This window comes from Nocardioides pymetrozini, from assembly GCF_046058985.1.
Classification (GTDB): domain Bacteria; phylum Actinomycetota; class Actinomycetes; order Propionibacteriales; family Nocardioidaceae; genus Nocardioides.
On the sequence record NZ_CP175557.1, the window covers coordinates 106426 to 128241 of the forward strand.

The window sequence follows — 21816 nt, forward strand, 5'->3', positions numbered from 1 at the left end:
CGCAACGCCGCACCGGCTGATTCGTGCGACAGCCTCTCCTCGGCAGCTTTTTTCGCGGCGGAGCTCGACCGCCCCTCCCGGTACTGATCGACTACGTTCGCTTGCACAAGGACGAGTTCGGGGTCGAGCCGATCTGTCGCGTGCTCACAGAGCACGGGATCAAGATTGCCCCCTCCACCTACTACGAGAACGTCTCCCGTCAGCCGTCGAAGCGGAAGCTGCGCGACGCCGAGATCGTCGAGCTGATCGTGGCCGAACGAGCCCGGCAGAAGCTGTTCGCCAGGTTCGGTGCCCGCAAGATGTGGCTCCACCTGCGCGGCCAGGGCCACGACGTCGCGCGCTGCACGATCGAGCGGCTCTACGCCGAACAGGGCTGGGTCGGGGCGCTACGGCTGAAGAAGGTCCGCACCACGATCCCCGACGAGTCCGCCGAGCGGCCGGCCGACCTGGTCGATCGGCAGTTCTTCGCCACCCGCCCGAACCAGCTGTGGGTCGCTGACTTCACCTACGTAGCGACCTGGGCCGGCACCGTCTACGTCGCCTTCATCTTCGACGTCTTCAGCCGCCGGATCGTCGGCTGGCGAGCAGCCACCCGGATGACCACCGACCTCGTCCTGGACACTCTCGAGCACGCGATCTGGACCCGCCGTCAGGCCGGGGTCGAGGACCTCTCCGGACTGATCCATCACACGGATGCCGGGTCTCAATACGTCAGTTTTGCCTTCACCCAGCGGCTGGTCGACGAGGGCGTCGACCCTTCCGTGGGGTCGGTGGGCGATGCCTACGACAACGCGCTCGCGGAGTCCCAGATCGGGCTCTACAAGGCCGAGCTGATCCGGCCCGAAGGCCCCTGGCGCGCCGTGGAGCACGTCGAGCTCGAGACCCTGGACTGGGTCGACTTCTTCAACAACGAGCGCCCCCACCAGGCTCTCGACGACCTCACCCCAGTGGCCGCCGAGGAACTTCACTACGCTGCACGAAACGAGCTCCAGCCGACCGGCTGAGCCACCAAACCCAGCCTCCGGACTCGCCGGGGCGGTTCAGTCAGGCGATCCACTGACGGGCGGCCGATCGCGGGTCCGCGTGATGCAACTGTGGTGTGGTTCTGACTGTGGAACGTGTTGTCAAAGTGGGGACTCCGGGCGGCAAGCCGCTGGTCTGATCAGGTGCTGGGCGTGGAGGACGCGGTGGCGACCGCGAATCCCGCGATCCACTCCGGGATTGCCTCGTAGAAGCGCGAGCGCATCTGGTACGGGCCGGAGGCGGCCAGCGAGGCGAATGCTGCGATCCAGGTGCGGACCTCATGGGCTGATCCGCCTCCCTGTGCGCCCATCCAATCGACGGTCCACGAGTCGAACTCGGCCAGGGAGCCGGACTCGAGGATGTCGAGCAGCTGGTTGTCCCACGTGGGGTTGATCGGGATCATCGACGTCGAGCCGGCGGCGTAGTCGCGTCCAGCCTGTACGACCCTCTCCTCGCCGCGAAGGCGCTGCTCGGGGGTCGGCGGGTGGCCCTCGATGAGAGCGTCGGCGACCCGGGGAGGCGCCCCGTCCAGAACCGGCACCGGCGGGTCGTGGGAGAGGCCACCGGACCCGAGGAACAGCACCCGCTTGTCGAGCTCGGCTGCCGCCTCACCGATCGCGGTGCCGAGCGCACGGATGCGAGAGACGGGGCCCAGTGGGGTAGCGACGCCGTTGATAAAGACCGGTACAACGGGGACCTGGTCGATCCCGCCGAAGAGCACTTCGAGCGGCTGCACGAATCCGTGGTCGACGATCATTCGTGCGGACGTCGTCAGGTCGACGTTTCGGTCGAGCACACCCCGAATCAGCGCCTTCGCAGACACCGAATCCACTGACAGGGCGCCGGCCTGGGAGCCGAAGTCCCCGACCGCGTGCGCCTCGGTCGCCAGGCAGAATGGCGGCATCTCCTTGTAGAAGAAGCCGTTGTAGTGGTCGGGCGCGTAGAGCACGACGAGCTCGGGGTCGAAGTCGTGGACGAACTGCCTTGCGCCGGCAATGGCCTCGTCCACGCGTGTGAGGACGTCGGGAGTGGGGTCGTTCTTGCCGATCAGCGGGGAGTGGGAGAGTCCGACTGCGGCGGCGCTCATGCGGGGGCTCCTTCGGGAGTCGGTGGGTGGATGACGACCTTGCCGGCTAGTTCGCCGTCGATCATCAGCTGGAAAGCCTTGTGGATCTCGGATAGGGGCATGGTCCGGTCGATGACGGGGCGTACACCGGTGGCAGCCATCATTCGCAGCAGCCCCCGCATCTCTACCAGAGTGCAGCCCGTGGATCCCAGAATTCGCTGCTGGAGGTAGAACACGCGGCCAAGGTCGGCTGGGGGGTTCATCCCAGAGGTTGCGCCGGCCACGACGACTGTGCCGCCGGGACGCAGACACTTCAGGGAGTGCGCCCAGGTTGCCTCGCCGACGGTCTCGACGACGACGTCGACACGCTCGGGTACGCGGCCGCCGGTCGGGATGCCCCGTGCGCCCCATTCCTCCGCCAAAGCCAGCTTGTCCTCCGAGCGCGAAGTGGCGTAGACCGTGGCCCCAGCGCCGAGCGCCAACTTGATCGCAGCCGACGCGACGCCGCCGCCAGCGCCTTGGACCAGAACGCGGTCACCCGCCCGGATGCCTGCCTGAGTGAACAGCATCCGATACGCCGTCCCCCAAGCGACCGGGAGACAAGCGGCCTCGTCGAGCGAGAGCTCCTCAGGAACTGGCAGCAGGTTCCGCGTCGGAACCGTAAGGTACTCCGCGAACGCGCCGTCGTGCTGCTCAGACAGGAGCGCACGCTGCGGGTCGAGTGTCTCGTCGCCGTGGCCCCTGTCAGGGGAGGCGATGACGGGGTAGACGACGACGCGGCGACCGGCTTCGTCGTATCCCACGGCGTCGCACCCCAAGATCCGGGGCAGCTGCTCGGCTGGGTGGCCCACGCCGCGAAGGGTCCAGAGATCGTGCATGTTCAACGACGAGGCGATGACCCGGACTCGGGACCACCCGGGCTCGACCTCAGGGATGGGGACATCCTGGAGGTGGAGCCCCGAGAGCGGATCGGTCGGGTTCTGGGAGATGGCGACTGCGGCGAACACACTCCGACTCTGGCCAACTGGTGTCTTGTCGGACCAGCGTGTGTGCCGCCGGCCGGCACGTCGCGTTGAGCCACTCGGACCGGTGGCCGAAAGTTTGCGGCATGACGACGACCAGCGAACCCAACGCCGTGCGCGCGGCGGCCACGGAGGTCGCACGGACCTGCGCCACAGGTGCTCCCAGCGGCCGGCTGCAGCGCCCGTCTTCCTTGGCCCCGACGGTCGACGTCTCCGGCCTAGTGGACGCCGAAGGCGGCCTGGTCGACCGGGCGATCTTCACGGACCAACGGCTCTACCAGCAAGAGCTACGGCGCATCTTCGCCCCCAGCTGGCTCTTCCTCGCCCACGTGGACCAGTTCCACAAACCCGGCGACTTCTTCACCACCTACATGGGCGAGGACCCGGTTATCGTCACGCTGGACAAGAACCGCAACCTGCATGCCTACCTCAACTCATGCCGGCACCGCGGCGCCCGGGTGTGCCGAGCGGACTTCGGACAGACCCGGAACTTCACCTGCACCTATCACGGCTGGTCCTATGACCTGGAGGGCAAGCTCGTCAGCGTCCCCAACCAGAACGGCTACCCCGAGAGTTTCTCGGTCGCCGACTGGGGCCTGGTCGAGGTCCCGAACATCGAGACGTACAAGGGCCTGATCTTCGGAACGTGGAACCCGAACCCGGTCTCGCTACGCCAGTCGCTCGGCGACATGGCCTGGTACATGGACGCCATGCTCGACCACGACGACGAGGGCACCGAGGTCGTCGGCGGTGTCCACAAGTGGGTGCTCGAAGGCAACTGGAAACTCTCGGCCGAGCAGTTCGCGACCGACTGGTACCACGTCAACATGAGCCACGCCTCGGCGCTCATGGTGATGAGCCCAACGGGCAAGAAGCCCAAAGACGAGATCGTCCATCGCACCGGACGGCAGTACGTCGACCCGAACGGGCACGGCGCCGGTTTCCCGGTGCACCCCAAGAACCGCTTCGACGCCCGCACCGTGCACGACCACGTCGACTACGACGCCCTCCGCCAGCGTCTCGGCGAAGCCCGTGTGCAGGGCCCTTTGACCAACGGCCACGCGACGGTCTTCCCCAACTTCTCCTACCTCCCGGTCAACGGATCCATCCGGATATGGCACCCGAAGGGACCCGACAAGGTGGAGGTCTGGGCCTGGACCATCGTCGACAAGTCGTGGCCCGAGGAGGTGAAGGAGGCCCAGCGCCTCTACAACCTCCGCACCTTCGGACCGTCCGGCATCTTCGAGCAGGACGACGGCGAGAACTGGAGCGAGGTCCAGGCCATCTCCCACGGCTTCATCACCAACGGCGTACCGCTGAACTACCAGATGGGCCTGGGTTCCGAGCGCGACGACGGTCGGTACCCCGGCCACACCTCGGAGCTGTACTCCGACGCTGCCGGGCGTTCGTTCTACGCGCGCTGGCGAACGCTGATGAATACACCCGCGTGGCACGAGGGCCCGCAGCAGAACGAGGAGGACCGGTGACCGACGGCATCCGTGTAGCCGCGCTTGACGACGTTGCCGAGGGCGAGGGCCTGGCGATCTCGAAGGACGTCACCGGCACCGAGGACAACATCGCCATTCTCCGCGACGAGGACGGGGGCGTCTGGGCGCTCAACGATACCTGCACCCACGAGACAGCGTCGCTCGCCGACGGCTGGGTCGAGAACGGTCACGTTGAATGCCCCCTCCACGCGTCGAGGTTCTGCCTGAAGAACGGCGCGGTCGAAGGCCTGCCCGCGACGAAGGACACCGTGGCGCACCGCGTCGAGGTCCGCGACGGCGACGTCTACCTCTACCCCAACGAGCAGCCCTGACGATGAGCGACCTGAATCGCGTGGTGATCGTCGGCGGCGGAATCGGCGGCGTCGCGACCGCCGCGGCGCTGCGCTCCGGCGGTTACGCCGGTGAGGTCGTCCTCGTCGATCGCGGCGAGTTTCCTTACGACCGGCCGCCGCTGTCGAAGGAGTACCTTGCCGGTGCCCGCGACCTCAAGGAGATCGCGCTTCAGGAGCCGGGCTGGTACGCCGACAACCGGATCGAGCTCGTTCCCTCCTCGGCGGTCGTCGGGTTGTCGCCCGCCCACGACGCGGTCACCGTGACGCTCGACGACGGGCGGGTGATCGCCGCCGACCGGGCCGTCTTAGCAACCGGGGGGCGAGCCGCACTCCCACCGATCGCTGGTCTCGAGGACGCCCGCGGCGCCGGTCGCGCCCATGTACTACGCGAGCACACGGACGCCGACGCCCTCCGCGCCGCGCTCGTACCCGGAGCGCGCCTGCTGGTCGTCGGCGGGGGGCTGATTGGCGCGGAAGCAGCGTCGACGGCCGTCCGGCTCGGTTGTGCGGTCGTCCTCGTCGACCCGCTCGACCCCCCTCTTCTCGCGGCTGCAGGATCGATCGTCGCCACCTGGTTGCACGCCCAGCACACCGCCCTAGGCATCGAGACCATCACAGGGACCCTCAGTTCGCTGCAGGTCTCGGCCGACGCGGTCGCCGCCCAGCTCGCACACGAAGCCGACCCCCGTGCCTTCGACGCTGTCTTGATCGGTGTCGGGATGGTTCCCGACACCGCCCTCGCTGAGACCGCAGGGCTTGAGGTCGACCGCGGCGTGCTTGTCGACGACCTGCGAGTGACCAGCCACCCCCGTGTCCTGGCCGTCGGCGATGCTTCTCGTTGTCGGGACAACCAGCGCACCGAGCATTGGGAAGCGGCCCAGCACGACGGCCAGCGCGCGGCGGCCACCATCCTCGGTACGCCGGCTCCGGTTGCGACCGCTCCTTGGTGGTGGAGCGACCGGCACGGCCGCCATGTCGAGGGCGTGGGGGAAATGCGCGAGCCCGACGCCATCACCACGGTTGTGACGCGCGGTGTACCGGGCGATGCGCCGTTTTCCGTGTTCACCGTCCAGCACGGACGGGTGATCGGCGCGGTCGGGATCGACGCGACCAACGACGTGCGTGCTGCCCGCCGCATGATCGACCGCGGGATCGAAGTCGATGCCGAGCGGCTCGCGGACACCGAATTCGATCTGCGCAAGCTTCTGAGGGGATGACGTGACTACCACCAACACCGCCGCCGAAACCGAAGTGAGTCGTGCCGGCCAGCGCGCTGATCGAGATGTCCACTTCGAGGTGGAACAGTTCTACTACGAAGAGGCAGATCTCCTCGACGAGGGCCGCTACGTCGACTGGCTGGAGATGCTCGCCGACGACCTCGACTACTGGATGCCGACCCGCACGAACCGGCTTCGTCGCCAACAGGCACTCTCCATCGCCGCGCGGGGCGAGGCCGCGTTCTACGACGAGACCAAGGACTCGCTGGCGTGGCGGATCCGGCGGTTCGACTCCGGGATGGCGTGGGCGGAGGACCCACCGTCACGCACCCGACACCTCATCACCAACGTTCGTGTCCGGCACGCTGATCCCGCGGCTCACCCAGGCTTCACTTCTGGGGACCTGATCGCGAAGAGCGCCTTCCTGTTGTACCGGAACCGACTTGAGCGCGAGGAAGGGGTGTTCGCCGGCCAGCGGACCGACGTCCTGCGCCGACGCGCGGACGGGAGGCTCGAGGTCGCTCGCAGAGAGATCTTGCTCGACCAGAGCATCCTCTTGGCCAAGAACATCTCGACCTTCTTCTGACCCCTGACCCGAAAGGGAAGCGCGTGATCACCGAGTCCGTGGCGGACGTCGCCCTTACCCACCACCAGCTCTCCACCCCAGCTGGGGAGTTGCACATCGCCGAGGCCGGGAGCGGCCCGGTTCTCGTCATGCTCCATGGTGGTGGTCCCGGCGCCAGCGGCGTGTCGAACTACTATCAGAATCTGCCCGTGCTCGCGCAGCGGTTCCGGGTGATCCTGCCCGACCAGCCGGGCTTCGGCGGCTCGTTCCGTCCGACCCAAGAGCAGCTCGACACGGATTCGATCACCGAGATCACGGTGAATGCCCTCGTCGCCGCGCTGGCCAAGTTGAAGGTCGAGCGGTTCCATCTGCTCGGCAACAGTCTCGGCGGCGCGGCCGCGATCGCTCTCGCGCAGTGCCACCCCGAACTCGTCGAGCGGCTGGTGCTCATGGCTCCGGGGGGTGGCTGGCTGCCGTTCGGGCCCACGCCGACCGAGGGCCAGAAGGAGATGTTCCGCTACTTCAACGGCGAGGGACCGACGCTGCGCAAGATGCAGTCATTCATCGGCGTCATGACGGCAGAGCCCAAGCAGTGGAAGGACACCGCGCAGGCGCGCTACGAGGCCTCCCTGGACGAGAGCCATGTGGAGTTCTACCACCGCTTGAACGCCCACTTCGCGAACCGGCACGGCATGGATCCCCTGTGGCGCGACCTTCACAAGATCAAGGCACCCACCCTCTTGCTATGGGGCCGCGACGACCGCACCATCACGCTCGACGGCGCCCAGCTCATGCTCAAGCACATCCGGGACGTCCAGCTGCACGTCTTCGGCAACTGCGGTCACTGGGTCCAGCTCGAGCGGCAGCCCGAGTTCGAGCGCCTCGTCTCGGACTTCCTCGCATGAGCACCGGTTGGCTGGAGGGCTACGTCGCGCTCGTGACCGGCGGAGGGACCGGGATCGGCCGCGCAGTCGCCGAACGTTTCGTCGCCGAAGGCGCCAGCGTGGCGGTCGTCGGTCGCCAGCGCCACGTCCTCGACACAATGATCTCGGAGCAGGCACAGCCCGAGCGGTGGCTTGCGATCGAGGCCGACGTCCGCGACACCGACGCGATGCAAGCTGCGGTCGAGACGACGGTTGACCGGTTCGGGAAGCTCGACACGCTGGTCCCGAATGCCGGGGTCTGGGACTTCCACCGCCAGTTCACCAAACTCTCGGGCAAAGAGATCGGCGACGCGTTCGACGAGCTCTTCGCTATCAACGTCAAGGGCTACCTCCTGGCCGTCGAAGCCGCCTGGCGTGACCTGGTCAGGAACAACGGCAGCATCGTGATGACCCTGTCGAACGCATCCTTCTACGTCAACGGCGGCGGCGTGGTATACACCGCCGCCAAGCACGCCTGCCTAGGGTTGATGCGCGAGCTCGCCTACGAGCTCGCCCCGCACGTCCGCGTCAACGCCGTCGCCCCAGGCGGGATGAACACCGACCTGCGGGGACCGGAGTCGATCGGCCTCTCAGACCGCTCGATCGCAACCTCGTTCGCGAAGCGCGACCCCCAGCAAGGGATGCCGATCCCACTCCATCACAGCTCGGTTGACCCGCGAGACTTCACCGGACCGTACGTCCTGCTCGCCTCCCGCGAGCAGAGCGGCACCATCACCGGGGAGACGATCTCGGCCGACGGCGGCATCGGCGTTCGCGGCTTCGACTCACCGGCTGGAGGCGACCACCTTCTCGGGCTCGTGACCTGCTGAGGCTGGCCGAGCACTAGATCCCGACATGAGCATCGACATCAACCCCGCCTCCACCGTTGCTCGCAATGTGCGCTACTTCGGCGACGTCGTCGCGATCCGGTACGCCGGGGGAGACCTGACCCATCGCGCGCTGGACGACCGCGCCGCTCGGTTCGCCTCCGTGCTTGCTGCGGGCGGTGCTTCGACCGCCCCGAGTTTGTCGCCGACGCCACCGCTTACGGCGTCAACAGCACGTTCATGGTCCCGGCCATGCTGACCGCGCTGCCGCGACTCCCCGGCTTCTTCGACACCGATCTGTCCCGCATCCGCAGCCTGGTGGTTGCCGGGGCTCCGGTGCCGCCTGCACTGATCCAGCAATTCTCGGACCAAGGTCTCACCTTGCAGCAGGCGTGGAGAATGACTGAGACAGCCCCATTCGCCACCCACCTCCCGGAGGAGCAGACCGTCACCAAGCTCGGCTCCGCGGGTATCCCGTTGCCGCATACCGGGGTGCAGGTTGTCGACACCGAGACCGGCGCCGTCCTTTCGCCCGGCAGCTCGGGTGAGATTGCCGTCCGCGGTCCCCACGTGACTCCGGGCTATTGGCAGAACCCGGAAGCGACGGCGCTCGCGTTCGACGACGAACGTTGGTTCCACTCCGGGGACATCGGCTACCTCGGTGAGGACGGCTACCTCTTCATTGTCGACCGGCTCAAGGACATGATCATGTCCGGCGGAGAAGACGTGTACCCAGCCGAGGTCGAGCGGGCACTCGCTGACCTCGACGGTGTCACCGACGTCGTGATCATCGGAGTCCCGGACGATGACTCGGGAGAAGACGGTCGTTGCCGTGGGCTCGATAGGAGAAGGCCGCGAGGTCACCATTCGACGCCATGCGGGGGCACGCCGGGATTGAGATCGCCGATACCGGCTCCAGATCGTCAGGCCGTCCCGCGCAACGCGTCAGGGAAGCTCGACAAGTTGTCCATTCGCGCACTGGTGGAGGAAACATGATCAGAACCGAGCGGTGCCTCGATGGACGACTTGCTGCGTCGTACCCCGCCGCGGAGCACGATGTTGAACTTCAGGTCACCGGTGTCGCGCCTGACGACCTCGGCCGCGTTCTGCGTGAGGAGTCCGACCGAATCCTCGAGAAGGACCCCGAATGCCGCAAGGTCGTCTTCGCGGCCCTGGCCGCCGATCTGGCTGCCGTGGCAGCGGCGGAGTCAGCAGGCTTCCGGTACGTTGTCGATGTCGATGTGCCCGACGAGGAAGGCGCTGTCGAGGAGCTTTCCCTCCTCGTCCGTGAACCCGACTTCGTCACTCACGTGGACATGGACCTCGACCACGTTCCGGGGACGTGATGCACGCGCGTCTCGCCCTGCGGCACAACAGTTCGGTAGTGACGCTGCAGCCCTCCACGCTGTAGCCATGACGCAAGCGCGCCTCGACACGGCGATCATCGAAGAAGCGGCGACCAGACTGCTCGCGGCGGCCGCGGTCGGACGCCCCTGCGCTCCGATCCGGGACCTAGTCAACCCCGACGACCTCGCCATGGCGTACGCCATCCAACAGCGAATCACCGAGTCCCGCACGAGTCGCGGGGCCCGGGTGGTCGGACGGAAGATCGGACTCACGTCGCCGGCGGTCCAGCAACAGCTCCGCGTCGGTCAGCCCGACTTCGGGATGCTCTTCGACGACATGGTCTACCAAGACGGCGACGTGGTGCCGTTCGACGCGGTCCTTCAGCCGCGAGCCGAGGCCGAGATCGCATTCGTCCTGCGCAGCGACCTCGACCGCGACGACCTGGACATCCCCACAGTGCGCACCGCCATCGAGTACGCCGTAGCCGCGATCGAGATCTGCGGCAGTCGGATCGACGACTGGGATATCACCTTCGCCGACACCGTCGCCGACAACGCGTCGTCCGGCGCCTTCGTACTAGGGACAGACCACCGGTCGCTGGAAGACTTCGAGCCTCGTGAGGTCGAGATGTCGATGAGTGTCGACGGCGACGTCGTCTCCGCCGGCAGCGGCGCGGCCTGCCTGGGCGACCCACTCGAAGCCGTGCTCTGGCTCGCCCGCCAGGCCCGCTCCCTGGGCGACCCGCTTCGCGCTGGACAGGTCATCCTCTCGGGTGCACTCGGTCCGATGCGCGCCGCGGCGCCCGGTGTGAGCGTCACAGCAGAGATATCCGGACTGGGCACCGTCTCCGTCCGGTTCGGCAACGACTGGAAGGCGAACTCGTGAGCAACAAGACCAAGGTGGCCATTATCGGGTCGGGCAACATCGGTACCGACCTGATGATCAAGGTGATGCGCACCGCGCGGCACGTCGAGATGGGCGCGATGGTGGGCATCGACCCCGCCTCCGACGGACTCGCTCGCGCCGATCGTTTCGGCGTGCCGATCACTTCGGACGGAGTGGAGGGGCTCATCGCCCTGCCCGGCTTCGACCAGATCGAGATCGTATTCGACGCGACCTCGGCCAATGCGCATGAGCACAACGCCGCCAAACTGCAGCCGCTGGGTAAGCAGATGATTGACCTGACGCCAGCCGCGCTCGGCCCCTACGTCGTACCGGCGGTCAACCTGGACGACCACCTCGACGCGCAGAACGTCAACATGGTCACCTGCGGTGGCCAGGCCACCATCCCGGTGGTCGCCGCGATCTCCCGCGTCGTTCCGGTCGAGTACGCCGAGATCGTCGCCTCGATCGCCTCCAAGTCGGCCGGACCGGGCACGCGCGCCAACATCGATGAGTTCACCCAGACCACGTCGAGCGCGATCGTCAAGGTAGGCAGCGCCAAGTCCGGCAAGGCGATCATCATCCTCAACCCGGCCGAACCTCCACTGATCATGCGTGACACCGTCTTCGCATTGGTCAACGCCCCCGATCGGGCTGCGTTCGAGGAGATAGAGGACTCGATCAACAAGATGATCGCAGACGTCGCGGCCTACGTGCCGGGCTACCGACTCAAGCAGCGGGTGCAGGTCACCGAGATCCCGGCCGGCCAACCGGTCGAGACGCTGCTGGCCGAGAGCGCCCAACGCCCGACCCACCAGGTGTCGGTCTTCCTCGAGGTCGAGGGAGCCGGCCACTACCTGCCGGCCTACGCCGGAAACCTCGACATCATGACGTCGGCCGCCCTCCAGGTCGCCGAGCGCATGGCAGCAGCGAAGGTGAGCAACTGATGAGCACTCCGATCTTCGTCCAGGACGTCACCCTGCGCGACGGCATGCACGCCGTCCGCCACCGCATTACCCCGGAGGACGTCCAGCGCATCGTCACCGCTCTCGACGAGGCCGGCGTCGACGCCATCGAGGTCGCCCACGGCGATGGCCTCGCCGGCGGCTCGGTCAACTACGGCCCCGGCTCCAACACCGACTGGGCGTGGATCGAGGCCGCTGCCGACGTACTCAAGCACGCGCGGCTCACCACGCTGTTGCTACCCGGCGTCGGCACCATCCACGAGCTCAAGCGCGCCTACGACCTGGGCGTCCGATCGGTGCGGGTGGCGACCCACTGCACCGAGGCCGACATCTCCGCCCAGCACATCGCGGCCGCCCGCGAGTTCGGCATGGACGTCTCCGGCTTCCTAATGCTCTCCCACATGTCCGAGCCCGAGCAGTTGGCCCAACAGGCCAGGTTGATGGAGTCCTACGGCGCCCACTGTGTCTACGTCACCGACTCCGGCGGCCGCCTGACCATGAACGATGTCGCGGCCCGCGTGCAGGCCTTCCGCGACGTGCTCGACGCCAATACCCAGATCGGCATCCACGCCCACGAGAATCTTTCGCTCTCGGTCGCCAACTCCGTCGTCGCGGTCGAGAACGGCGTCTACCGCGTCGACGCCTCGCTGGCCGGCCACGGCGCCGGCGCGGGCAACTGCCCGATCGAGGCCTTCATCGCGGTCGCCAACTTGTCGGACCTCAAGCACAACTGCGACCTGTTCAAGCTGCAGGACGCCGCCGACGACATCGTCCGCCCGCTCCAGGACCGCCCTGTCCGGGTCGACCGAGAGACGCTAACCCTCGGCTACGCCGGGGTGTACTCCAGCTTCCTGCGCCACGCGGAGAACGCCGCGGCGCTCCACCAAGTCGACGTTCGCGACATCCTCACCGAATGTGGCCGGCGCCGCCTGGTCGGAGGGCAGGAGGACATGATCACCGACATCGCCTTGACGATGACCGCTCCAAAGCCAGTGAGCCATTGACCTGTTCGTAACGACGGGACCGTTGTGCATCCTGCAACGATTGCTCTGCGTCTCTTGGGAGCTCGATCACCGGACGGGGCATCAGAGGACGACGCCGTGCGGCTATAAGACTGTTGGTGGGCAAAGGTCGGTGACAGTCATCGACCTTTGCCCCCACGGCATTTTGCGGAGAGCTGGCCACGTCGGGCCGACACTGAGGGGCGACCCGGGAGGGGCAGCACCGACTGTGCGACTGTCGAGCATCAAGCAAAGTGCTCGCACGGGTCCCGTGGAGCCTCCCACGCCGGGGCGAGCCAGAGCGTCGGAGGCGAGAATCTCGATCTGACTGAGCCCGGGGTGCTCGATGCTGGGCGGTACGCATCACGATGCATGGGTCGGCTCACGAGCCGTCGTACCGGGCAATCTGGGCATCCATCGCGCCCGACTCCCACGCGGTGCGTGCGGCTTCAGCTTCCAACGAGAAGGCTTGACGCACCGTGTCGATGTCAGGACGCAGGAGTCCAAGATGAAGATGGGCGGTGTTCCCTTGCGGAGTGAGCGAGGCAATGTAGGCACGGCACCGGTCGAGCAGAACTGCAGGGTCGTCGACGACCTCATCGAGCAGGCCGAGACGGTGGCTCTCGCTTGCATCCAGACGACGGCCGCTCAAGACCACGTCGAGCGCCGCTGAGCGGCCGATCAAGGCAGGCAGCAAGATCGAGGCTGCGTTGGAGATGGTGAAGCCCATGGCGCTCTCGGGGAACAGGTACATCGAGGACGTCGTGCCGATGCGGCGGTCGAAACACAACGTGAGCTCGGCTGCCCCGCCGACGGCGACCCCATTGACCGCGGCAACGCAGGGCACGCGGCTGGCCAGCACGGCCTCAGTGATGTCGTTGAAGAGTCGGGAGAGTTCGCCGATTCCCTCGGCGCCGACAAGCGACGATGTCTCGCGGAGGTTCTCCCCAGAGGAGAAGGCGCGTCCGGTGCCGGTGACGACGACGCCTCGGACGGCACCGTCGTCCGAGGCCGACCGGATGCCAAGGGCCAGGTCTGCGAGCATGGCGGCCGAGAGGGCGTTGAGCGTCGCCTCGTCGTCCAGGCGCAGGACGAGCACCTCCTCCTCGAGCGTGCCGACCACCTGGCCGCTCACGAGGTCCTCCGCCCACGTTGGCCGAGGTCAACCGTCGCCACCAGCTGGTCCGAGGGGTGCTGGGCGATCTTGTGCTTGGCGATCCGCTCCGACGGCGTGCGGGGTAGCGAACGCCAGATGTCAACGTAGCGGGGCACCTTGAACGGTGCGAGCCGGGCTCGTGCATGGTCTTGCACCAGAACTGCGAGTTCCTCTGTGACGGTGCCGACGGGCACCTCGACGTGAACCTTGACCTCTTGGCCGAACAACTCATCATCGACGCCGACGACCGCGCAATCGGAGACGAAGTCGAGCTCACGGATAATCTCCTCGACCTCCGAGGCAGCGATGTTCTCGCCACCACGTCGCACCGAGTCCTTGAGTCGCCCGACCAGTCGCAACCAGCCATCCTCGCGGCGAATGGCGAGGTCGCCCGTGTGGAACCAGCCCTCCCGCAGTACTGCCGCGGTCGCTTCCGGACGGTTCCAGTACCCCAGCATCAGCGAAGGTCCCGCGAGAAGCAGCTCGCCCTGCTGGCCATCGGCGACATCGGCGCCCGTTGAGTCGACTACGCGCACGCGCCAGCCGGGCGCGGGTACGCCGAGAAGACCCTGCCCCACACTCCGAGGGTCATCAAGAGGGGCGAGGATGTTGAGTCCGGACTCGGTAAGGCCGTAGGCCTCTCGCCACGGGGCATTCCAGCGTGCCTCCAGATCGGCGTGAACCGCTGCCGGGATTGCAGAGCACAGGACCAACCGGACATCGTTGTCGGTGTCGTGACCGGTCGCCGGCTGCCCAAGCAACAGCTGCGGCATGCTGCCGAGCACGTAGAGGACCGTCGCTCGATATCGACGCACGTCATCCCAGAACCGGCTGGCAGAGAAGCGGGGCAGCACAACAAGCGGAATCCGGTGCTGGAGGGACATCACCGTCATCCACATCGGGTCGATATAGGAGAACGGCTGAGCGGTGATCAGTCGATCGGCACTGGTCAGTTCAAAGGCATTGCTCATCGCGCGACCGACCTCGAGCCAGTAGCCGTGGGTGAGCATGCACGCCTTCGGCATCCCCGACGTACCCGAGGTGTATTGCAGATTGGCGAGACTCGAGCTGTCCTCGGTGACCTCGACCGCGTCGGTGCTCCCGACAGTCTCCTCGAGTGCGAAGAGACTCCTTGCCGACACGATGACCGGTGGGTGAGCGGCACCTGCGCCGCTCACCTTGCTCACCAGATCGACGTCGGTCACCATCGCCGCGACCTGAGCGTCGTCCAGGACGTGACGGACGTCGCCGGTCTCGTAACTGCAGTTGATCGGCACCGCGACGAACCCGCCGCCAGTGACCGCCAACCAGGTCAGCGGCCAGCGCACGTCGTTTGGGAGCAGGATCCCGATGCGGTCGCCGGCGGCAAGACCGCGCGCGCGAAGCGCCTCGATGGATCGGCTGACATGGCGCCATGCTGCCCCGAACGTCACCGTCGTGGCGCTTCCATCTTCGAGAAACACGGCATCAGGAGAGTCTTGGGCGGCCTGGCGCAGCAGTCCTCCGAGTCCGGCACGCGGTTCCTTGTCTCTTGGCTCGAGATCAGGTCCGCTCGCGGTCGTATCTGTCACGTGTTGCTCCTTGTGTACGGTTCTTGGACACCGTACAAGCGGGCGAGTGGGCAGTTCGCCGAATCGTTCCGTTGTCCGGCACCCCGCAGTACGTCAAGGAAGCAACGAGGCCGAGCTGACCCTCGCGCCGTGGGTCGCAGCATGAGCGGGATTACTCAGCCGCCAACACTTGCAGTCCGGCCACCATGGTCTTCATCGCGAAGTCGAAGCTCATGTCCATCGGCGTGGTGCGGCCCGAGGAGGTTCGCAGCATGAAGGCACGATCGGCCAGGGCGGCCCTGTTGCGGTGCAAAGTGGGTAGATTCTCCGGCGCGTGGAGGACCGCCTCGCGCAGGTCCTCGGCCTTCGTCCTGTCCTCGCTCGACGGCTCGATCGCGAACTCAGCTGCGATCCAGCCGAAGATCCCGCCGAGCACAGTGTTGTACGCGAAAACGAGGCGTTCGTCGCGGAAGCCGGCATCCTCAAGAACCGTGAGGACCTTGTCGGCCATCGTCATCCCCGTCGAGGTCAGATGGATGCGAGAGGCGAAGTCGGCCGCCAAGTTCGGGTGCTGACGAAACTTGCTGCGGGCCGCGTGTGCCAACTTGAGGACCCACTCGTCCCACTGCACGGAGCCCGGGTGCGGTACGTCAATGCTCGACAACACTTCGTGGCTGACATGCGCCAGCAGTTGAGACCGGTTGCCGGCGTGCCAGTAGATGGTGGTCGGGTACACGCCCAAGAAGTCTGCGAGGCGCCGCATGGTCAATGCCTCGACGCCCTCGGCGTCGATGATCGCCAGGGCTGCGGTAACCACCTGGAGGCGCGAGATGCCGCGCGCGTGACGCCCCTTCTTCACGCGAGTGTTCGCCATGGCCAGAGCATGACACGATGCCGCCTCGCATCCCGGCGCTCTGTCGACCCTTGGCGCGCCCGGGTTGTGGGAGGAGGCAGTAGGGCCTCGATTGTGCTGCGGTTGTGCCGCCAGGTGGAACGAAGCGTAGATGGTCTGGGTGAGGTCATACAGTGTGAACCGGAGCACGTTCTTGGACGGCGTACAACGATTGTACTTCGGGGCCGCCGAGACAGAGAATCACTAAGGAGCGGACATGTCCCAGCGTTCTCGCATCGCCCTTCCCGGCGTCGGTCTCACTATCGCGGCACTGGCCCTCACCGCCTGCGGAGGCGGATCGGTCGGGGGAGGTGGCGGTCAAGCTGAGGGCACCGTGACCACGGTGATCAACGGTGACCCCAGCGGGTTCAACCCGTTCATGTACCGGACCACGAACGACGCGATCCTCGAGACGTTTCTCTACGACACCCTGCTCCGCATGGACGACGGCAACACCTTGGTCCCAGCGCTGGCCTCTGAATGGAAGGCGAAATCGGCCTCGTCCTATACGTTCACCATCCGAAACGGGGCGACTTGTGCGGACGGAACACCGATCACCGCAGAGGTCGTCGCAAACTCGTTATCCGTCCTGGCCGACCCCAAGACAGCCGCGGCCGCACGCTCCCTCATCTTCGGTGCAGGCGACGCGACGATCAGCGCCGACGGCGACACCGTCAGCATCGAGCTGAACAAGCCCTACTCCGAGCTGCCCCGCGGCATGAGCATGGCCCAGTCCGGCATCGTATGCCCGGCCGGCCTAGAAGACCAGGACGCCCTGAACACATCTCCGGTGGAGGGCGCCTACTCGGGCCCTTACGTCTTGAAGAAGACCGAGCCCGGGGTCGGCTACGAGTTGGCACTCCGCGAGGACTACGACCAGTGGCCGGAATACGAGACGGATCTGCCCGGTGAACCGCCGCGCACCGTGAACGTCACGGTCAGCGCCGACCCGTCCACTGTGGCCAACCGGCTCACCAGTGGAGACCTCGACTTCGGAGTCATCACCAACGACAACGTCGAACGGTTCGAGGACGACTCTGACTTCAACATCAAGCAGGCCTTCACCTACTGGGTTTTCGTGGTCTTCAACCAGCGCGAAGGCAGCCCCTTCCACGACAACCTCGCCCTGCGGACCGCCGTCGCCCAGGCCATTTCGCGACAGTCATTCAGCAACGCCACCACCGATGGGCGGGCTCCACTGCTCTCCGGTATCGGGACCGAGGACTCCGAGTGCGTGTTGAGCGACGAGAGCCTGCTGGTGCCCACCGATACAGACGCGGCGAAGCAGAAACTCTCCGGCGTAGACCTCAAGATGATCGGCTACACCAGCCTCCCCGGTGCTGTCGCCATCCAGGAGGCACTGAACGCCGTCGGCGCAAACGTCGACCTGAACACCACAGACACCGCCGGATGGGCCACTGCCGTCACTCAGCAGACTGTCGATTGGGACCTCACGGTCATGGGCGGTAACCCCCCTCTCCTGCAGTCGTTGACCCGAATCATGGGCACCCCTGCCGAGGATGGCGGTCGCAGCATCTCCGGCGTCCGCCTCCCTGACGCCGAGAAGGCACTCGACGCTGGCCTGGCAGCCGATACCCCCGAGGCCAAGTGCGCCGCATTCCAGGATGCGCAGCGGGCGGTGTTGAAGGACGTCGCCGCTGTGCCGCTGGTGGCACTGCCGGACAACGTGATCATCCGCGATGGCGTCGACGTCCAGGTGCTCAACGGCGAGGTCGACTACAAGACCATCCGCATTACCGGCTGATCACACGCCGTAGCGGGGCACATCACAGCAGGTTTGAGGGACAGAGGAGCCGAGTCGTGACCGTTTCCGTCGACGCGAGTGGGCGTCATGGGCCAGCAGGGTCGCCGGAGTCGGCGGGTTGGGCAGGGTCGGCCTGGAGCCGAATCATGGGGTCCCCGTGGACCAGCTTCGCCCTCCGAAGGTTGTTCGGCGTGGTGCTGGCGTTCTTCGTCATCCTGACCCTGACGTTCCTCATCGTGCAGCTGCTGCCAGGCGACCCGGCGGTCGCGGTCGCCGGACCGCAGGCCACCAACGCAGAAGTGGAGGCCGTGCGCACCCAACTCGGGCTGGACGTCCCGCTGTGGGAGCAGTACCTCACCTACCTCGGCAACGTCCTCACCGGGGACCTCGGCACGTCCTTCATGTGGAACCTGCCCGTGAGTGAGATCGTTACCACGCGTCTGTGGTACACGACCCAGCTCGCAATAGTTGCCATGCTGCTGACTCTGCTCATCGCCCTCCCGCTCGGCATGGCCGTCGCCGTACTGACCCGCGACGGCCGCCGCCGCTGGCTGGACGCGCTATTCGGCTGTTTGACGGGCCTCTTCTCCACCGTGCCGAGTTACGTCCTGGCGACCTTGCTGGTCGCGGTCGTTGCCGTTCAGATGGGGGCAGTGCCGCCGGCATACTCACCTGGGCACGAATTCAAGTCGGCCATCTTGCCAGTGGTGGCATTGACTATCGCACCCACATGCACCATGGCGCGGATTGTTCGCCGTGAGACGGACACGGTCCTGACCCAGGACTACATCCGCACCGCCCGTGGCTGGCGACTTCCCGGAAGCGCGATCTACCTCCGATACGTGTTACCGAACATCGTCACCGTGACCCTCACCCTGTCCGGTCTCGTTCTCGCCAGCCTGCTCGGTGGCGCGGTCATCGTGGAGACTGTCTTCTCCTGGCCCGGACTTGGCAGCGCCATCGTCGCCGCGATCACCAATCGGGACTACCCGCTCATCCAAGGCGTGGTGCTGGTCCTCGGCATGCTGGCCACCTTGATCACCCTCGTTGTCGACGTGCTACTCGGCGTCGTCGATTCACGCACCCTGGGAGGTCGCTCGTGACCGACGACACGACTGCCCTCGCCGGTCGTCCGACCAAGTTCCGCTGGAACTTCAGCCTCGTGGCTGGTCTCGCCATGGCGGTGGCGCTGGTGATGCTCGCCGTGGCGGCGCCTTTCGTGCTGGGAGACCGCGCCAGCACGCTGACCGACGGCGCCAACCTCCCGGCGAGCGCAGATCACCCTCTCGGGACCGACGGACTCGGCCGTGACATGCTAGCCCGCTCGCTGGTCGCCGTTCGGCTCACGCTCATCATGACTGTCGCCGCTTGTGCACTCTCGGTGGCCGGTGGCGTCATCATCGGTGCAGGACTTTGGGCAGCTCCTCGCCGGATACGTGAGGCGGGCCTGCGGCTTGTCGAGATCGCCGTTTCATACCCCAGCCTGCTCATCGCCCTGATCGTGGCCGCGGTGCTCGGCCCTGGGACGACCTCGGCGGTTATGGCCATCGGAGTCGCGGGTATCCCGGCATTCGCGAGACTCTCAGCCAACATGGCCGCCTCCCTCACCCAACGCGACTTCGTCTCGACGGCCCAGTTGCTGGGAGTCAGCCGCGCCCGATTGGTGCGCGCCCACTTGCTGCCCAATATGGCCGAGCCCCTCTTGGTCATGACCGCGGCCCAGTTCGCAATCGCACTCATGGAGATGTCGGGCCTTTCATTCGTGGGCCTCGGTGTGCAATCTCCGGACTACGATTTCGGGCGGCTGCTCGTCGATGGCCTGGGCGCGATCTACACCCGCCCGATCCAGGTCGTCGGCCCGGCGGTCATGATCATCCTGACTGGGCTGGCCGGCATGCTCATCGGCGACGGACTGGCAGCCGCATTCAACGTGCGGTCAGCACGCTTCGGTAGGCGAAAGCGGTCCCGCCGCTCCGCCGACGCTTTGCGGGCAGGAATCGCCGGGCCCGCCGCGCTCACTCCAGTGGCTGGTCATGGGCCGAGCCTCCCGAGGGACGGCGAGTTGCTCGTCGATGTGCGTGACCTGGTGGTCCGGCGCGAGGACGGACACGAACTGGTCAAGGGCGTGTCGTTCGGGATCCGTCCAGGCGAGATTCTCGGGGTCGTCGGGGAGTCGGGTTCGGGCAAGTCGCTCACGGCGATGAGCCTGTCGCGGTTGCTGCCGGAGTCGCTCCGCGCCGACGCCACCACGATGCGCATCGGCGAGCACGACGTACGGCGACCGGTCGATGCTAGGACGATGGCAGGTCTGGTCGGGAACGTCTACCAAGACCCAGGCACCACCTTCAATCCTGCTTTGCGGCTCGGGGCCCAGCTCTCCGAGGTCCTGCGCCGCCACCGGGGCCTGTCGCGCCGGGAAGCCCGGGCGAAGGTGGTCCAGGCACTCCAAACTGTGCACATCTCCGAAGCGGAGCGGCGCATCCGTCAGCATCCGCATGAGCTGTCCGGCGGAATGAGACAGCGGGCGATGATCGCCTCCACCGTGATGGTCGAGCCCCAGCTCATCATCGCCGACGAGCCCACCACCGCACTCGACGTCACCGTCCAGGCCGAGGTGCTTCGCGAGTTCAAGCGCGTCAACGAGCGCACCGGGGCCGCCATGCTCTTCGTCTCCCACGACCTCGGGGTGGTCGGCGAGCTGTGCGACCGAGTCCTGGTGATGACCGACGGTCGCGTCGTAGAGGAGCTGACCGCAGCGCAACTTCGTTCCGGGTCGGCCGAGCATCCCTACACCCGCAAGCTGCTCGCTGCGACACCGGTCCTGCCGGCCCGCGAGAACGCACACCTTCCCACGGGCGAGGAGGAGCGTGTCGATGCTTGAGTCAGCCACAACCACCGCCGCGACAGGGGGTACGCGCGAGCCGATGCTTCAGGTGACCGGCTTGTCGGTGTCTTACGGACACGGGCCGGGAGCGGCGCACATCCTTCGCCACCTCAACCTAGAGATCCCGCACGGCACCACCACAGGACTGGTGGGGGAGTCAGGATCGGGCAAGACCACGTTCGCAAAGGCGCTGGTCGGCACCGTGCACCCCCAGGCGGGGGAGATCACCATCAGCGGCTCGGTCGTACTCAAGGACGGTCACCGTCGGAAGATCCCGCGTGAGCTGATCCAGCTCATCCCCCAAGACCCGTACTCGTCGCTCAACCCGCGACACACCGTCGGCCAAGCGATCGCCGAGGCGATCGACCCGCGCGGCGCCCGAGTTGGGCGGCACCGCGAGACAATCGCGCACTGGCTGGAGCGGGTCCGCCTGCAGCCTGACATGATGTGGCGCTACCCGCACGAGTTCTCCGGCGGCCAGCGTCAGCGAATCGCCATCGCTCGCGCGCTCGCAGTCCGGCCGCGCTTCGTCGTCGCCGACGAGATCACCTCGGCGCTCGACGTCTCCGTCCAGGCCGAGATCCTCGACCTGATCGCTTCCCTGCGCCACGAGCTCGACCTCACAATGCTCTTCATCTCCCACAACCTCGCCATCGTACGCAACGTCAGCGACGCGGTTGCGGTGATGCGAGGCGGGGAGCTGGTCGAGGTCGCGGAGAGCGACGACCTGTTCCTCCGGCCTCAGCACCCGTACACCCTCCAACTGCTCGACTCCGTCCCGGGTGCGCCCGGGTTCACGCTGGAGTCCACGCGAGTGACGGGCGGCGAACGATGACCGCGCAGACCACGCGGCACGCAGGAGAGACCATGGACCGAATCGGCAGAGTGCAG

At 66.6% G+C, this 21816-nt stretch carries 22 protein-coding genes and 1 other annotated feature; of the genes, 17 read left to right on the top strand and 5 right to left on the bottom strand.

Going from position 1 to position 21816, the window contains the following annotated elements; all coding sequences use genetic code 11:
* The first annotated feature begins 44 nt into the window (after positions 1 to 44).
* Positions 45 to 173: a sequence feature (AL1L pseudoknot), on the top strand.
* Entirely contained in the window at positions 102 to 1004 is a 903-nt protein-coding gene (locus ACJ5H2_RS22140; RefSeq protein WP_408899882.1) for an IS3 family transposase, read from the top strand. (Overlaps the previous feature by 72 nt.)
* 158 nt (positions 1005 to 1162) lie before the next feature.
* On the opposite strand, the gene ACJ5H2_RS22145 is transcribed toward ACJ5H2_RS22140, so the two are convergent.
* The gene (locus ACJ5H2_RS22145) at positions 1163 to 2110 is read right to left on the bottom strand and encodes a 3-carboxyethylcatechol 2,3-dioxygenase (protein ID WP_408899883.1); all 948 of its coding nucleotides are present in this window, start codon (positions 2108 to 2110) and stop codon (positions 1163 to 1165) included.
* Positions 2107 to 3096 (bottom strand): zinc-binding dehydrogenase, encoded by a 990-nt coding sequence (locus ACJ5H2_RS22150; protein ID WP_408899884.1) that lies wholly within the window; start codon positions 3094 to 3096, stop codon positions 2107 to 2109. Before ACJ5H2_RS22150 ends, ACJ5H2_RS22145 begins: the two co-directional genes overlap by 4 nt.
* Positions 3097 to 3407: 311 nt before the next feature.
* Here ACJ5H2_RS22150 and ACJ5H2_RS22155 point away from each other — a divergent pair, with 311 nt between their 5' ends.
* The 12 genes from ACJ5H2_RS22155 (at position 3408) to dmpG (ending at position 12681) form a co-directional block, all read left to right on the top strand.
* Positions 3408 to 4598, top strand: a complete 1191-nt coding sequence (locus tag ACJ5H2_RS22155; protein ID WP_408899932.1) for an aromatic ring-hydroxylating dioxygenase subunit alpha — start codon at positions 3408 to 3410, stop codon at positions 4596 to 4598.
* Positions 4595 to 4930: a non-heme iron oxygenase ferredoxin subunit gene (locus ACJ5H2_RS22160; RefSeq protein WP_408899885.1), complete on the top strand. Its 336-nt coding sequence runs from the start codon at positions 4595 to 4597 to the stop codon at positions 4928 to 4930. Before ACJ5H2_RS22155 ends, ACJ5H2_RS22160 begins: the two co-directional genes overlap by 4 nt.
* A gap of 11 nt (positions 4931 to 4941) precedes the next feature.
* Positions 4942 to 6168, top strand: coding sequence for an NAD(P)/FAD-dependent oxidoreductase (locus tag ACJ5H2_RS22165; protein WP_408899933.1), 1227 nt, complete (start codon positions 4942 to 4944; stop codon positions 6166 to 6168).
* A gap of 1 nt (position 6169) precedes the next feature.
* Positions 6170 to 6754: a 3-phenylpropionate/cinnamic acid dioxygenase subunit beta gene (locus ACJ5H2_RS22170; protein WP_408899886.1), complete on the top strand. Its 585-nt coding sequence runs from the start codon at positions 6170 to 6172 to the stop codon at positions 6752 to 6754.
* A 23-nt stretch (positions 6755 to 6777) separates the two neighbouring features.
* On the top strand, positions 6778 to 7638 hold the full coding sequence (locus ACJ5H2_RS22175) for an alpha/beta fold hydrolase (protein WP_408899887.1): 861 nt from the start codon (positions 6778 to 6780) through the stop codon (positions 7636 to 7638).
* Positions 7635 to 8486, top strand: coding sequence for a 3-(cis-5,6-dihydroxycyclohexa-1,3-dien-1-yl)propanoate dehydrogenase (gene hcaB, locus ACJ5H2_RS22180; protein WP_408899888.1), 852 nt, complete (start codon positions 7635 to 7637; stop codon positions 8484 to 8486). Before ACJ5H2_RS22175 ends, hcaB begins: the two co-directional genes overlap by 4 nt.
* Before the next feature lie 25 nt (positions 8487 to 8511).
* Entirely contained in the window at positions 8512 to 8742 is a 231-nt protein-coding gene (locus tag ACJ5H2_RS22185; RefSeq protein WP_408899889.1) for a hypothetical protein, read from the top strand.
* Positions 8724 to 9479: an AMP-binding protein gene (locus ACJ5H2_RS22190; RefSeq protein WP_408899890.1), complete on the top strand. Its 756-nt coding sequence runs from the start codon at positions 8724 to 8726 to the stop codon at positions 9477 to 9479. The genes ACJ5H2_RS22185 and ACJ5H2_RS22190 overlap by 19 nt, the downstream gene beginning before the upstream one ends.
* Positions 9476 to 9829 (top strand): hypothetical protein, encoded by a 354-nt coding sequence (locus ACJ5H2_RS22195; RefSeq protein WP_408899891.1) that lies wholly within the window; start codon positions 9476 to 9478, stop codon positions 9827 to 9829. Before ACJ5H2_RS22190 ends, ACJ5H2_RS22195 begins: the two co-directional genes overlap by 4 nt.
* A 67-nt stretch (positions 9830 to 9896) precedes the next feature.
* Positions 9897 to 10715, top strand: a complete 819-nt coding sequence (locus ACJ5H2_RS22200) for a 2-keto-4-pentenoate hydratase (protein WP_408899892.1) — start codon at positions 9897 to 9899, stop codon at positions 10713 to 10715.
* A gap of 53 nt (positions 10716 to 10768) precedes the next feature.
* The gene (locus ACJ5H2_RS22205; protein WP_408899934.1) at positions 10769 to 11659 is read left to right on the top strand and encodes an acetaldehyde dehydrogenase (acetylating); all 891 of its coding nucleotides are present in this window, start codon (positions 10769 to 10771) and stop codon (positions 11657 to 11659) included.
* Positions 11659 to 12681 carry a 4-hydroxy-2-oxovalerate aldolase gene (gene dmpG, locus ACJ5H2_RS22210; protein WP_408899893.1) on the top strand — a complete coding sequence of 341 codons (1023 nt, stop codon included), beginning with the start codon at positions 11659 to 11661 and terminating at the stop codon, positions 12679 to 12681. The genes ACJ5H2_RS22205 and dmpG overlap by 1 nt, the downstream gene beginning before the upstream one ends.
* A 379-nt stretch (positions 12682 to 13060) precedes the next feature.
* On the opposite strand, the gene ACJ5H2_RS22215 is transcribed toward dmpG, so the two are convergent.
* The 3 genes from ACJ5H2_RS22215 to ACJ5H2_RS22225 form a co-directional block, all read right to left on the bottom strand.
* On the bottom strand, positions 13061 to 13813 hold the full coding sequence (locus ACJ5H2_RS22215; protein WP_408899894.1) for an enoyl-CoA hydratase/isomerase family protein: 753 nt from the start codon (positions 13811 to 13813) through the stop codon (positions 13061 to 13063).
* The gene (locus tag ACJ5H2_RS22220; protein WP_408899895.1) at positions 13810 to 15405 is read right to left on the bottom strand and encodes a class I adenylate-forming enzyme family protein; all 1596 of its coding nucleotides are present in this window, start codon (positions 15403 to 15405) and stop codon (positions 13810 to 13812) included. Before ACJ5H2_RS22220 ends, ACJ5H2_RS22215 begins: the two co-directional genes overlap by 4 nt.
* A 151-nt stretch (positions 15406 to 15556) precedes the next feature.
* Positions 15557 to 16258 (bottom strand): TetR/AcrR family transcriptional regulator C-terminal domain-containing protein, encoded by a 702-nt coding sequence (locus ACJ5H2_RS22225; protein WP_408899896.1) that lies wholly within the window; start codon positions 16256 to 16258, stop codon positions 15557 to 15559.
* A 235-nt stretch (positions 16259 to 16493) separates the two neighbouring features.
* Here ACJ5H2_RS22225 and ACJ5H2_RS22230 point away from each other — a divergent pair, with 235 nt between their 5' ends.
* The 4 genes from ACJ5H2_RS22230 to ACJ5H2_RS22245 all read left to right on the top strand — a co-directional run bounded on the left by ACJ5H2_RS22230 (position 16494) and on the right by ACJ5H2_RS22245 (position 21760).
* Positions 16494 to 18041 (top strand): ABC transporter substrate-binding protein, encoded by a 1548-nt coding sequence (locus tag ACJ5H2_RS22230; protein ID WP_408899897.1) that lies wholly within the window; start codon positions 16494 to 16496, stop codon positions 18039 to 18041.
* Between the two features lie 191 nt (positions 18042 to 18232).
* A complete protein-coding gene (locus ACJ5H2_RS22235; protein ID WP_408899898.1) occupies positions 18233 to 19144 on the top strand; it encodes an ABC transporter permease in 912 nt (303 codons plus the stop codon).
* On the top strand, positions 19141 to 20922 hold the full coding sequence (locus ACJ5H2_RS22240; RefSeq protein WP_408899899.1) for a dipeptide/oligopeptide/nickel ABC transporter permease/ATP-binding protein: 1782 nt from the start codon (positions 19141 to 19143) through the stop codon (positions 20920 to 20922). The genes ACJ5H2_RS22235 and ACJ5H2_RS22240 overlap by 4 nt, the downstream gene beginning before the upstream one ends.
* Positions 20923 to 21073: 151 nt before the next feature.
* Positions 21074 to 21760 carry an ATP-binding cassette domain-containing protein gene (locus tag ACJ5H2_RS22245; RefSeq protein WP_408899900.1) on the top strand — a complete coding sequence of 229 codons (687 nt, stop codon included), beginning with the start codon at positions 21074 to 21076 and terminating at the stop codon, positions 21758 to 21760.
* Positions 21761 to 21816: the final 56 nt, after the last annotated feature.

What these genes read in the sequence shown, in the direction of transcription:
- ACJ5H2_RS22145 (WP_408899883.1), bottom strand. Translation starts at nt 2,110, where the DNA reads ATGAGCGCCGCCGCAGTCGGACTCTCCCACTCCCCGCTGATCGGCAAG.
- hcaB (WP_408899888.1), top strand. Translation starts at nt 7,635, where the DNA reads ATGAGCACCGGTTGGCTGGAGGGCTACGTCGCGCTCGTGACCGGCGGA.
- ACJ5H2_RS22185 (WP_408899889.1), top strand. Translation starts at nt 8,512, where the DNA reads ATGAGCATCGACATCAACCCCGCCTCCACCGTTGCTCGCAATGTGCGC.
- ACJ5H2_RS22190 (WP_408899890.1), top strand. Translation starts at nt 8,724, where the DNA reads ATGGTCCCGGCCATGCTGACCGCGCTGCCGCGACTCCCCGGCTTCTTC.
- ACJ5H2_RS22195 (WP_408899891.1), top strand. Translation starts at nt 9,476, where the DNA reads ATGATCAGAACCGAGCGGTGCCTCGATGGACGACTTGCTGCGTCGTAC.
- ACJ5H2_RS22200 (WP_408899892.1), top strand. Translation starts at nt 9,897, where the DNA reads ATGACGCAAGCGCGCCTCGACACGGCGATCATCGAAGAAGCGGCGACC.
- ACJ5H2_RS22205 (WP_408899934.1), top strand. Translation starts at nt 10,769, where the DNA reads ATGATCAAGGTGATGCGCACCGCGCGGCACGTCGAGATGGGCGCGATG.
- dmpG (WP_408899893.1), top strand. Translation starts at nt 11,659, where the DNA reads ATGAGCACTCCGATCTTCGTCCAGGACGTCACCCTGCGCGACGGCATG.
- ACJ5H2_RS22225 (WP_408899896.1), bottom strand. Translation starts at nt 16,258, where the DNA reads ATGGCGAACACTCGCGTGAAGAAGGGGCGTCACGCGCGCGGCATCTCG.
- ACJ5H2_RS22230 (WP_408899897.1), top strand. Translation starts at nt 16,494, where the DNA reads ATGTCCCAGCGTTCTCGCATCGCCCTTCCCGGCGTCGGTCTCACTATC.